We start from the raw sequence: 11,522 nt of genomic DNA, 5'->3' as shown, positions 1-11,522 counted from the left end.
ATAAATTATGAAATGGTGTGAAGTAAGCATTCAGACAACCCATGAAGCTACGGAGCTCATTGCCGAGATTTTCAGCGATTTGGGGGCTACTGGCGTAGTCATTGAGGACCCGGAGCTGATAAATGACTACATTACCTCCGGCAAGTGGGACTACACCGATATTCCTATTGCCACGGAAACCGAGGTGGTAACCGTCAAGGCTTATTTGACGGTTAATGGTGAGCTGGAAGGCCGCCTGCAGACCCTTAAGCAGGAAGTAAAGGCCTTGGAGGGCCGTGGAGTAAGCATTACTCCGGGTATTATTACCACCAATGAGCTGGCCGATGAGGACTGGTCCGACACCTGGAAGCAGTATTTCCACACGGAAAAGCCGGGAGACCGCATTGTTATCAAGCCAACCTGGGAGACCTATGAGCCACAGGATGACGAGGTCATTGTCGAAATGGACCCGGGAGCTGCCTTTGGCACCGGCACCCATGCCACTACCTCCATGTGCATATGTGAACTGGAGCATCTGGTAAAGCCGGGCATGAAGGTGTTTGATGTAGGCACCGGTTCCGGCATTTTATCCATTATTGCGGCCAAGCTGGGAGCCAAGGATATTCAGGCAGTGGATTACGATGAATCCGTATTAAAGGTGGTGCGGGAAAACCTGCAGCAGAATCATGTTGAGGATGTAATTTCCGTGGCCCAGAGTGATTTGATGCAGAATGTCCATGGCAAGGCTCAGCTGGTTATTGCCAATATTGTGGCGGATATTATTATTCGTCTCTTTGACCAGCTGGATGACCATCTGGAAGAGGATGGCACACTGCTCACCAGCGGTATTATTGAGGACCGCATTGATGATGTATTGGAGGCGGCAGCAGCTCATGGCTACGGCGTGGTTAAGCGCAGGGAAAACAAGGGCTGGGCGTGCATTACTTTTAAGAAGCAGGCTTGATAATGAGAAGAATCTTTATATCTGACTTATTAAAAGAGAATATTACCATAACCGGGGCGGATGCCCATCATCTGTCCAGGGTTATGCGGGCCAAGGCCGGGGACCATATTGTGGTGGCTGATGATGAGGGCAGGGTTGGCGAATACGTTATGACCGGCTTTACTGAGGACAGCGTGGCCATGGAGCTGGTAAATTATATTGATGAAAACACCGAGTCCCCGGTGGAAATCATTTTGGCCCAGTGCCTGCCAAAGGGAGATAAGCTGGAGCTGATTACCCAAAAGGCTACTGAGCTGGGGATCAATACCATTGTGCCTCTGTCCAGCGACAATTGTGTGGTCCGTTATGATGCCAAGAAGGCCAGGGTCAAGCAGGAAAAATGGCAGAAAAATGCCAATGAGGCCGGCAAGCAGTGTGGCCGCAGCTGCCTGCCAACAGTGCAGGAGATACAGCCACTGCAGAAATGGCTGGAGGAAATGGCAACCCAGCAGGAGGATATTGCCATTTGTATGTGCTATGAAAATGAGGAACAGACTGGCATAAAGGAATTTTTGGCCTCAAGTGGCCAAAAACGTTTTGCGGTGGTTATTGGTCCGGAGGGCGGCTTTTCGCTGGCGGAAGCGGAGAAGGCCCGCCAGCTGGGGATTCCGTCCGTAAGCCTGGGAACCCGTATTTTGCGGGCAGAAACGGCGGCTATTTCCGCCATGACCATTATTCAGTATGAAAAAGGTGACTTGGGAGGTAGAAGTTAATGTCAACAGTGGCGTTTATTACGCTGGGCTGCAAGGTAAATCAGTTTGAAACAGAGTCCATGGAGGGCCTGTTTAAGCAGGGGGGCTATGATATAGTTCCTGCAACTGATGTGGCCGATGTGTATGTAATTAACACCTGCTCAGTTACCAGCTTTGGCGATAAAAAGTCCCGTCAGCTTATCCGACGGGTACAGCGCCTTAATCCCCAGGCCATTATTGCCGTTACAGGCTGCTATGCCCAGGCGGCTCCTGACCAGATAAAGGCCATTGAGGGAGTACGGGTGGTATTGGGTACCAGCGATCGGGCCAACATTGTCAGCTATGTGGAGCAGGCCATGGAAGAGGATGGCATCATTGACCGGGTAGATGACATTATGAAGGTGCGGGAATTTGAGGATATTCCACTGTACGAAATGCCGGCCCGCACAAGAGCCTTTTTGAAAATTCAGGAGGGCTGCACCAATTTCTGCAGCTACTGCATAATTCCTTATACCAGAGGTCCGCTCCGTTCCCGCAAGCTGGACAGTATCCGCCGGGAGGCCAGGAAGCTGTTGGATCATGGTTTTAAGGAAATTGTATTGACTGGTATTCATCTGGGAGCCTATGGCAAGGATTTCAAGGATGGCACTTCCCTTTATGATGCGGCCAAGGAAATTCTTGATTTGCCGGGACTCAGGCGGTTGCGTCTCAGCTCGCTGGAGTCGATAGAATTGTCTCCTGAGCTGCTGGAGCTGATTAAGACTCATCCAAGGTTCAGCCATCATCTTCATTTGCCATTGCAGGCCGGCTCCGACGAGGTGCTGAAAAAGATGAACCGTCACTATAACCGTGAGGAATTTACGGCTCTAATCAAGAACGTAAAGGAAAAGGTGCCGGGAGTGGCCATTTCCACTGATGTTATCGTGGGCTTTCCGGGGGAAACCGAGGGAATGTTCGCGGACAGTCTGGAGTACATTAAGACACTGGGCTTTGCCCGTATGCACGTATTCCCGTATTCTCCCCGCACTGGTACACCGGCGGCAAAAATGCCGGATCAGGTGCCGGAGCCGGTTAAAAAGGACCGTGTACACAGACTTCAGTCCCTGGCGGACCAGATGGGGGAGGAATTCCACCGCCAATATCTGGGCACAGTGCAGGAGGTTCTCTTTGAAACCAATACTGACGGGATTACCGATGGCCTTACGGACACCTATATCCGGGTGTACACTGATGATGAAGTTGAGACCGGGGAACTATATAAAGTGCGGCTGGAAAAATTGTATAAAGACGGCGTATATGGTAAAATATGTACGTATGAGTAACATTTAAGCATCATGTAAAGGGAGGTGTACCGAAATGGCAGATTGTATTTTTTGTAAAATTGCAAATAAGGAAATTCCCTCCACTGTTGTATATGAGGACGACCAGGTCATTGCTTTCAAGGATTTGGAGCCTCAGGCACCAGTACATGTGCTGGTTATTCCTAAGAAGCACGTTGCCAGCATTGCAGCTTTAAAGGCTGAGGATAAAGAGCTGGCTGGCCACATTCTCTGTGAGGTTATTCCTGAGATTGCAAAGGAACAGGGCATCGCAGTCAGTGGCTTTAGAGTAGTGGCCAATACTGGCTCCGAAGGCGGTCAGACCGTCAACCACTTGCACTTCCATGTTTTGGGTGGAAGATCCATGCAGTGGCCTCCAGGTTGACATACACCTATGGGCTGTGTTTATTAATTCCAGGGGAATATTGACATGGCTAAAAACTTTGTGTATAATAATCGGGTGTAGTTATGAAATACACTCCCAAGTCAATTGGAGGGGGGGAAAAATAGATGGCAAACGAAATTAAAGTTGGTAAGAACGAGAGCATTGATAGCGCACTCCGTCGCTTTAAGCGCATGAGCCAGAAAGCTGGTACCATCGCTGAGGTTAGAAAGCGTGAGCATTATGAGAAGCCAAGTGTTCGCCGTAAGAAGAAGTCTGAGGCAGCTCGTAAGCGCAAGTTCAGAGCTTAATTATTGAAGCTTAATATGAAATTAAAGGCTATGGCCGTCCTGTATCTGTAGGATGGTTATAGCCTTTTCTTATTATCATTAAAATTAAATTATAAAAGAATAAGATTTAAATTATAAAATAATTGCCGCATTAAACTTGCGTTAAATAAAGTAAAACCTATTGTCAACGAACTTTTTTGTATGTTATCCTTTGCATAGGAATAATGAAAAAAAAAGGGTGATGGATATGAAAAAGAAATTGGCAGTTGCTATTGCCCTGGCGGTAGGCCTGAATATGGGCCTGGGGCAGATAGTGCAAAATGATTTTACCGCTAAAATGGGTTTAAACAGCCGGGCGGAGGCCTTTAATATTTTCAGCCTCTTTGCCCCGTCCAAGAGGGAGATTCAGAATTCCTACAAAAAGATGATTTCCTATTATATGGCAGGCTTTGAGCTCAGCAGCCAGGCTGCCGCGGTTTCCCATGAGCTGCTTAATGATTACGGTGTTCAGGCGGAGCTGGTCAACGTAAACGGCATCAATGCCTCCACTGCGGGCTATGATTCATCAGTGGATATGGTAATGAAACGGGGAAATTCCGGCAAAACTGTAAAAATGCCAGAAATAGATGCAGTCCGCTTCTTCAACATGGTGCCGGAAGATGACACCCGTCTGGAAGAGGCCAAAAGGCTGGTAATGCTTAAGGATGAATATTTTTCCAGAGGCAGGGATGAGGTTACCTTCCTGGCAGCCCAGGTTTTGCTGGGTGGCGGGGACCGGACACAAAATATTGGTATGTTAATTGGCAGCGCCTTGCTTCTAAGTGAATGGAAGGACAGCCTGGACAGCACCACCGGTGCCAGCTACCGTCACTTTGAGGATTCACTCCGTACCATGAACAGGGTGGAGGTTGACAAGAGGAAAATCAAGGAAGCAGCTGACCACCTCCCAAAATTATAGTTTTAATAGTATTCTAATTAGCCTCTAATTGCCCTATAGGGCAAAGGGGCTATATTTTATTTAACAAGTTGAAATTGCCAACTAAATGGGGGATGGAATGTGAAACGGGCATTGGGCACAATTTTAATGGTAGCTGCTGTAATGGTACTTTGGGCAGGTTCTGTTTCAGCAGGGAAACCGGTGGTTTACATCCAGCCGGCTCTTACCTACGAAAACTCAATAAATAAAATAAAAATTGATGAGGATACCCGCCAGCAGGTGGAACGCATAATTGGTGAACGCCTTAAGTCAATGTCAGATGCCGGGGATTTGCCCTATGAGGTCAGGGTTATGAAAGGCGAGGACTATCACAGCACCAATGAGCATTATACAGGTGACGACCAGATATTCCTTTATCCAACTATTATGGTCAGCACCTCCATTGACACAGCCAACAGCAACTCCCTTGAAACAGCATATACCTCCACGGTTATTGCCGGTATTTCACTACTGTTTTGCATGCCGGAGGAAAATCTGGATTATTCAAGGGTTACGGAAAGCGGCAACACGGTGAGCCTAAGACTGCTGGGAATTGTCCCAATGGTGGAAGCGGAGACCATTGGCCTTTCCAAATACAATGCCAGCACCGACAGATGGCAGAATATCCATAATACTCCCATAAGCGAGGAGGAAAAGAAGGGCAAGTTTATTTCAATGGTCCGCCAGATGGTGAAGAAGGATATCAGCTTCTCCAATATAACAGGCAATCTGAAGAATGATAAGGCAAAGCTGGGAAGAGATACCTATCAGGTGACCAGCGTGGATATGTCATCGGGAAAGGCTCAGGAGTTGTTTGAGGGGAAAGAGGCTGAGGACCTTAAATTTTTGGTAGGCTACTTTTATACCTCAGCTTACCAGAAAAAGACAAAGCGGGTCGTTTATCCTCCGGCAGCCGGGGACCAGAAGTTGGTGGGAGATATTATAGATGGAGCCTACAAAATGAGTCTGGACAGTGCCAACGGCAAGGTGGATGTAAATATGAGCAATCCTGGACACCACATAAGGCTGGACATTTCCGGTCTGGCCAGTGATGTGGTGGATTCAGGGGACAGCATATATACTACACTCCATAAGGTCTGGCTGGCAAAAAGCCCCGTTGAGGGCAAGGAAAAGCGGGAGCTGAGCAGGCTTAATGAGCGGACGGTAAAGCTGCCGCCGGGTACCAGCACCGACTATGATGACAAGCGGGTGTACACCGCCTTGCTATTGGGTCTGGCCCAGGAGCTGGGCGGTCAGAATAAATGATTTGCTGTAAGTAAGAAATGGGTTGATGGGAATATGATCAGGGCAATAAAGAAAAAATGGATTATTCCTATATTGGCGATGGGGCTATGCTTAATTGCCAGTGGGCTGCTAAATCCAACTGCCTGTTCCGCAGAAATAGTGGAGGGTGTTGCCGTATATGGTGGCGATACGGGCAAGGCACGGGAGGCAGCTATTCGGGATGCTATGCGAACCCTTTTGGAATCCAAGGTGGGGATATATATCCGCAGCAACAGCGAAGTGGATATGGGGGGTTCTGGTGACAGACAAAATTGTGGCCCGGTCTACCGGCTATGTCATGATTCGTGATGTGATATCCGAGAGAATTGACGGTGATGTATATGTGGTACAGGTGGACCTGGATGCCGATGATACCAGCATAGAAACCAAGTACAGGGATGATGTGGCCAAGGCCATGGCAGCAGCACTGGAACCACGGGTAGCCAATGTGGCTGTGGTGGATTATGGCATTGATGGCAGCATAAGGCGGGATGAACGGGCTGTAAATATTGTGGGCCAGTATCTCAATGATATGGGAATCCAGCTGGTGGAAAATGAAAACGTGGCACAGCTGTTATCCCATAGTGCTCACCCGTATCCTTCAGATCTGCGTCGGCTGGCCCGCAATGACGGTGACAATGAAGCCAATTCCGTACTGGCGGGTACCATGAGGGATGTAAATGTTGTCCGTGACAGCAGCGGCTACTATAAGGGTATTGTGGAAGCCAGCTTCTCCCTTGTGGGAATTCAGAACGGCTATGCCAATACATATATGGAGCAGTTCATGGGGCTGGGAAAAACAGCAGATGAGGCCTTGTTTGCAGCCAGACGGGAGGCAGCAGCCACTGCAACGGAGCAGCTGGCAAGGGCAGCCCTGAAGACAATGCAGTTTGAAAACCGGGGCGGCGTAAGTAACCTGAATACCACGGTGGAGATCCACGGATTGTGGGACAGGGTTAATCAAAGTGCATTTTTCAACAGCCTTCTTGAGGGGGCCAGCTGTCGGATTACCAGAACCGGCTTTTCTGCAAATGGAGCCTACAGGGTGAAGCTCATAGCCCAGGGCTGGGAAAATCTGTATGAGCTGTCACAGGAAATCATAAAGGCGGCAGCAGCCAATGGCATACCACTGATACCTTTGGAAAGCACCACCAAAATAATATTACAGGTTCAGTAAAAGAGCGTATATGTATAGTCTGTCGGAAAGGAGGACGGTCATCATGACCAGGATATATTTGCAAACCAATTGGCCCATATTATTTATAATGCTGCTGGTATCCCTGCTTTGTGGGATATTGACCGGTGGTGACGCCGAGGCTTCACCTGTTGATGTGGTGAAAATCAGCGGCAGTGCCCCGGTGGGACAGGAGCTTAAGGCCATAGAGGATGCCAAGAAACGGGCGGTTTTCAAGGTATTTTCCCATGATACCAGGGCCGAAAGCGAATCGGACAGTATATTTTCACAAATGATGGAAAGATACGGGGATTATGTTGTATCCAGCAAGGTTTTAAGCAGGGACAACAGTGATTCCAGGATGCTGGTAATAGCTGAGGTCACTGTAAATCACAATAAGCTGAAGCAGGATTTTCAGGAAAAAGTGGGAATTAAACAGGAAAAGCATGATGATATGACTGCCAGTATCCTGATGAGGGTAGTCAATACCACAGATAATCAGGGCTATGGTGACAGCCTCCACGAAGCCTTTAGCCATAGATTCAGCAATTCAGGATTTCAGACCGAGGTAGAAGATGACGATATAAATATTGTGAGGTCTTTGAACGGTGCAGCCTCTTATGGAAAATATTTAAGCAATGTCAGAAGCCTTATAGAGAATAATTCCATTATGGCCAACTTTGCCATAATTGGTGAAGCCTGCATTGAGAAACTGACTGCCGCTCCGGCGGGAACGGGCTATATAGCAAAATCATCGGTCAAGGTCCAGGCCTATGACTGTATACGGAAAACGGTTTTGAACGGCTTTTATGAAACCTACGAAATTCTTGCCAATACACCTCAGGAGGCGGAACGGCTGGCCATTGAAAAGGCAGGCCTTGATGCAGCAGAGGAAATGGTGAATGGTACCCTTAAGTATTGGCGTAGTTATAAATAATAATTAAGCATAAATTTAAATTGGGAGGAATAATTATGAAAAAGGTATTTTCTTTAATCATTGCAATGGCAATGATGCTCATGGGTTGTACTGCATTTGCAGCAACAGACATCACTGACGGGGTTCTCAGGGTTGAGGGTGTTGGTGCCCTGCAAAACCCTAATGCGGCATCCGGCTACAGGGCAGCCAAGATGGATGCCATGCGCAATGCACTGGAGGAGGCTCAGGGTGTGTATATTGATTCTGAGACCACTGTCCGTGACAGCATTATGGCCAGTGATGTGATTAAAACCCGTATCAACGGCATGATTAAGGGAGCCAAGGTAGTTCAGAAGTATCAGGATGCAGACGGCTACCATGTGGTTATTGAAGTCCCTGTTCATGGTGCCCAGTCCCTGGCAGCTGCAGTTATGCCGGCCACCGCATCTGTTCCGGCTCCACTGCCTGAGGCAACCACCTTTGTTCCGGAGATTCCGGCAAGCACCGGCCCATATACCGGTCTTATCGTTGACTGCACCGGCCTTGGTCTTGAAACTGCCATGGCACCGGGTGTGTTCACTCCTGACCATCAGCTTGTATACGGCAAGGCCAACTACAGCTATGACCAGATAGTGAATAAGGGCTATGTGGGCTATTCCAGAAGTATTTACAATGGTGTATCCCGTGCAGGCAGCAATCCGCTTATCGTAAGAGCCCAGTCCGTTCAGGGCTTCGTAAACCCAGTGGTATCTGCCGCTGATGCAGCGAAAATCCTCAGTGAAAACCAGATCACCGGCTTCCTGGGCCAGGGTAATGTGGTATTTGTAAAATAAATTGTAGAAAAACCAATAATGTGTTATATTCATAAATAACCTGCTAAGGGGCTGTGTATACAGCTCCTTTGTTTTTGCAAAATATACATTGGAATTTTATCGGTGGTGACATTAATATATGAAAGAGCTTGTAAAAAGAGCCCATATTTGGATGGATGAATACATGAAGTCCTTTTACGAAAAGGATGAGGAGGTCATGCTGGGCATCAAGACCAAGGAGCTGCATACGGGCTATGTTACATCCTATGCCCGGGAGCTGGCCATGCATCTGGAGCTGTCAGAGCATGATGTGCTGCTGGCGGAGCTGGTGGGACTGTTTCATGATGTGGGACGGTTTCGTCAGTGGAAGCTGTACCGCACCTTTTCCGATGCCCTGTCGGAGGATCATGCCAACCTTGGCTTAAAGGTAATCAAGGAGCTGCCATTTTTTCAGGAGCTGTCTGAGGAAGACAGGGACATTCTGCTCTTTGCCATTGGCAACCATAATAAAAAGGATATTGCCCCGGCGCCAACGAAAAAGCATCTGCTGTTTGCCAGAATAATCCGGGATGCCGACAAGCTGGATATTTTCCGGGTGCTGGAGCCATATCTGACGGGGAAGAAAATCCAGACCTTTTCCAAAATCAAGTTTGAGGACGAAAAAATGATGTTTGCCCCTGGCTTTATTGACAAGTTTGTCCGGGGAGAGCAGGTGGATTACAACGAAATACGTACCAACAATGACCGCATTCTTGTGCGGCTCATGTGGGCCTATGATATAAATTTTGCCTGGACCATGATCCGTATCCGTGAAAAGGGCTATCTGCCAAGGGTTATGGAGCATCTGCCACAGATTGACAAGGTCAAAAAGGGATATGAGCTGCTGAACGATTACGTGGAAAAAAAGTGCAGTACCCCTGACTTGCCTTTAGTGTACTAACAGGCTGATTTGTGCTATACTTATTTCTATTGATAAAATAATCTGTCATGAATGATTTAGAGGAGCGATTTATTATATGGCTGAGAACACTTCTGTTGTTTCCAACTTTATACAGAATGAAATAAACGATGATTTGAAAAACGGGTATTACCCTGAAGGTGTACACACCCGTTTCCCACCTGAGCCAAATGGCTATCTCCACATTGGCCATGCCAAGTCCATATGCCTGAACTTTGGTTTGGCAAAGCAGAATGGCGGTATCTGCAACCTGCGTTTTGATGATACCAATCCTGTAAAGGAAGATGTGGAATATGTGGACTCCATTCAGGAGGACATTAAATGGCTGGGCTTTAGCTGGGATGACAGAATGTTCTTTGCGTCCGATTATTTTGGCAAGCTCTATGATTATGCCGTTGAGCTCATTAAAAAGGGGCTGGCTTATGTGGATGACCTCACTGCTGAGGAAATCCGCTCCTATCGTGGTACCCTTACTGAGCCAGGCAAGGAGAGTCCATACCGTAACCGCAGTGTTGAGGAAAATTTGGAGCTCTTTGAGAAAATGAAAAATGGCGAGTTCGCTGACGGTGCAAAGGTGCTTCGTGCCAAGATTGACATGGCATCACCAAATATCGTTATGCGTGACCCGGTTATCTATCGTATTGCCCATGTGGCCCATCACCGCACCGGGGATGAGTGGTGCATTTATCCAATGTACGACTTTGCCCATCCGCTTTCCGATGCTATTGAGGAAATTACCCATTCCGTATGTACCCTTGAGTTTGAGGACCACCGTCCATTCTATGACTGGCTGCTGGAAGCCCTTGACTTCAAGGTGGGGGCCCGTCCACGCCAGATCGAGTTTGCCCGTCTGAATCTTACCAACACCGTAACTTCCAAGCGCAAGCTGCGTCAGTTGGTGGAGGAAGGCTTTGTTTCCGGCTGGGATGATCCTCGCATGCCAACTATTTCCGGCCTGCGCCGTCGTGGCTATACTCCAAATTCCCTTCGTGCTTTCTGCGAGGAAATAGGTGTGGCCAAGGCCAACAGCCTGGTAGATGTGGCTATGCTGGAGCATTGTGTACGTGATGATTTGAATAAAAATGCTGACCGTATCATGGCTGTTCTTCACCCATTGAAGGTGGTTATTACCAACTATCCTGAGGGGCAGAAGGAATTCATGGTAGCTGACAATAACCCTAATACCTCTGCACACCGTTATGTACCATTCTCCCGTGAGCTCTATATTGAGCAGGAGGACTTCATGGAAGACGCACCAAAGAAGTTCTTCCGCTTAAAGCCGGAGGGTGAGGTTCGCCTTAAGCACGGCTATATCATTAAGTGCGAAGAGGTTATCAAGGACGAGGCCGGCAATGTAGTGGAGCTCCACTGCACCTATGACCCTGAGTCCAAGACCGGTGGTGCTACTGCCAACCGCAAGGTAAAGGGTACCATTCACTGGGTATCTGCTGAGGATGCCATTGAGGCCGAGGTTCGCCTCTATGATTATCTCATTGAAACCGATGAAAACGGCGAGGTGCCGGCTGACTTTCTGGCAGCAGTAAACAAGCAGTCTCTGGAAGTTATTGAGCATGCGCTTATTGAGCCAAGTGCCAGCTTTACCGCTGCAGGCACCCATTATCAGTTCCTGCGTACCGGTTATTTCGTAGTAGATAAGGATACTACCCCTGATAAGCTTGTATTTAACCGGGTAGTAGGTCTTAAGGACAGCTGGGCCAAGGCCAAGAAAGGATAATA

The 11,522-nt window shown here is 48.1% G+C and carries 13 protein-coding genes; all 13 read left to right on the top strand.

Going from position 1 to position 11,522, the window contains the following annotated elements; genetic code table 11:
- Nucleotides 1-7: 7 nt before the first annotated feature.
- The gene (gene prmA / locus D081_RS01600; RefSeq protein ID WP_085022379.1) at nucleotides 8-943 is read left to right on the top strand and encodes a 50S ribosomal protein L11 methyltransferase; all 936 of its coding nucleotides are present in this window, start codon (nucleotides 8-10) and stop codon (nucleotides 941-943) included.
- A gap of 2 nt (nucleotides 944-945) precedes the next feature.
- Nucleotides 946-1,695, top strand: a complete 750-nt coding sequence (locus D081_RS01595) for a 16S rRNA (uracil(1498)-N(3))-methyltransferase (protein ID WP_085022378.1) — start codon at nucleotides 946-948, stop codon at nucleotides 1,693-1,695.
- Nucleotides 1,695-2,996, top strand: a complete 1,302-nt coding sequence (gene mtaB / locus D081_RS01590; protein WP_085022377.1) for a tRNA (N(6)-L-threonylcarbamoyladenosine(37)-C(2))-methylthiotransferase MtaB — start codon at nucleotides 1,695-1,697, stop codon at nucleotides 2,994-2,996. Before D081_RS01595 ends, mtaB begins: the two co-directional genes overlap by 1 nt.
- 34 nt (nucleotides 2,997-3,030) lie before the next feature.
- Nucleotides 3,031-3,378: a histidine triad nucleotide-binding protein gene (locus D081_RS01585; RefSeq protein WP_085022376.1), complete on the top strand. Its 348-nt coding sequence runs from the start codon at nucleotides 3,031-3,033 to the stop codon at nucleotides 3,376-3,378.
- A gap of 125 nt (nucleotides 3,379-3,503) precedes the next feature.
- The gene (rpsU, locus tag D081_RS01580; RefSeq protein ID WP_027397292.1) at nucleotides 3,504-3,686 is read left to right on the top strand and encodes a 30S ribosomal protein S21; all 183 of its coding nucleotides are present in this window, start codon (nucleotides 3,504-3,506) and stop codon (nucleotides 3,684-3,686) included.
- Nucleotides 3,687-3,912: 226 nt separating this feature from the next.
- Nucleotides 3,913-4,623 carry a hypothetical protein gene (locus D081_RS01575; protein ID WP_085022375.1) on the top strand — a complete coding sequence of 237 codons (711 nt, stop codon included), beginning with the start codon at nucleotides 3,913-3,915 and terminating at the stop codon, nucleotides 4,621-4,623.
- Between the two features lie 99 nt (nucleotides 4,624-4,722).
- Complete coding sequence (locus D081_RS01570; RefSeq protein ID WP_085022374.1) at nucleotides 4,723-5,907, top strand: hypothetical protein; 1,185 nt, start codon at nucleotides 4,723-4,725, stop codon at nucleotides 5,905-5,907.
- A 33-nt stretch (nucleotides 5,908-5,940) separates the two neighbouring features.
- Nucleotides 5,941-6,234, top strand: a complete 294-nt coding sequence (locus D081_RS01565; protein WP_085022373.1) for a hypothetical protein — start codon at nucleotides 5,941-5,943, stop codon at nucleotides 6,232-6,234.
- Complete coding sequence (locus tag D081_RS01560; RefSeq protein ID WP_085022372.1) at nucleotides 6,185-7,102, top strand: hypothetical protein; 918 nt, start codon at nucleotides 6,185-6,187, stop codon at nucleotides 7,100-7,102. Before D081_RS01565 ends, D081_RS01560 begins: the two co-directional genes overlap by 50 nt.
- Nucleotides 7,103-7,145: 43 nt before the next feature.
- On the top strand, nucleotides 7,146-8,036 hold the full coding sequence (locus tag D081_RS01555) for a hypothetical protein (protein ID WP_085022371.1): 891 nt from the start codon (nucleotides 7,146-7,148) through the stop codon (nucleotides 8,034-8,036).
- A 35-nt stretch (nucleotides 8,037-8,071) separates the two neighbouring features.
- On the top strand, nucleotides 8,072-8,848 hold the full coding sequence (locus tag D081_RS01550; protein ID WP_085022370.1) for an LPP20 family lipoprotein: 777 nt from the start codon (nucleotides 8,072-8,074) through the stop codon (nucleotides 8,846-8,848).
- 118 nt (nucleotides 8,849-8,966) lie between these two features.
- Nucleotides 8,967-9,767 (top strand): HD domain-containing protein, encoded by an 801-nt coding sequence (locus tag D081_RS01545; RefSeq protein WP_085022369.1) that lies wholly within the window; start codon nucleotides 8,967-8,969, stop codon nucleotides 9,765-9,767.
- A 76-nt stretch (nucleotides 9,768-9,843) separates the two neighbouring features.
- Nucleotides 9,844-11,520: a glutamine--tRNA ligase/YqeY domain fusion protein gene (locus D081_RS01540; RefSeq protein ID WP_085022368.1), complete on the top strand. Its 1,677-nt coding sequence runs from the start codon at nucleotides 9,844-9,846 to the stop codon at nucleotides 11,518-11,520.
- Nucleotides 11,521-11,522 lie beyond the last annotated feature (2 nt).

The sequence above is a fragment of the Anaerovibrio sp. JC8 genome, assembly GCF_002100115.1.
GTDB lineage: Bacteria > Bacillota > Negativicutes > Selenomonadales > Selenomonadaceae > Anaerovibrio.
This window is presented reverse-complemented; position numbering and strand designations above follow the sequence as displayed.

Coding starts and splice junctions, on each gene's coding strand:
- D081_RS01565 (WP_085022373.1), top strand. CDS start 5,941: ATGATCAGGGCAATAAAGAAAAAATGGATTATTCCTATATTGGCGATG.
- D081_RS01575 (WP_085022375.1), top strand. CDS start 3,913: ATGAAAAAGAAATTGGCAGTTGCTATTGCCCTGGCGGTAGGCCTGAAT.
- prmA (WP_085022379.1), top strand. CDS start 8: ATGAAATGGTGTGAAGTAAGCATTCAGACAACCCATGAAGCTACGGAG.
- rpsU (WP_027397292.1), top strand. CDS start 3,504: ATGGCAAACGAAATTAAAGTTGGTAAGAACGAGAGCATTGATAGCGCA.
- D081_RS01540 (WP_085022368.1), top strand. CDS start 9,844: ATGGCTGAGAACACTTCTGTTGTTTCCAACTTTATACAGAATGAAATA.
- D081_RS01545 (WP_085022369.1), top strand. CDS start 8,967: ATGAAAGAGCTTGTAAAAAGAGCCCATATTTGGATGGATGAATACATG.
- mtaB (WP_085022377.1), top strand. CDS start 1,695: ATGTCAACAGTGGCGTTTATTACGCTGGGCTGCAAGGTAAATCAGTTT.
- D081_RS01550 (WP_085022370.1), top strand. CDS start 8,072: ATGAAAAAGGTATTTTCTTTAATCATTGCAATGGCAATGATGCTCATG.
- D081_RS01585 (WP_085022376.1), top strand. CDS start 3,031: ATGGCAGATTGTATTTTTTGTAAAATTGCAAATAAGGAAATTCCCTCC.
- D081_RS01555 (WP_085022371.1), top strand. CDS start 7,146: ATGACCAGGATATATTTGCAAACCAATTGGCCCATATTATTTATAATG.
- D081_RS01595 (WP_085022378.1), top strand. CDS start 946: ATGAGAAGAATCTTTATATCTGACTTATTAAAAGAGAATATTACCATA.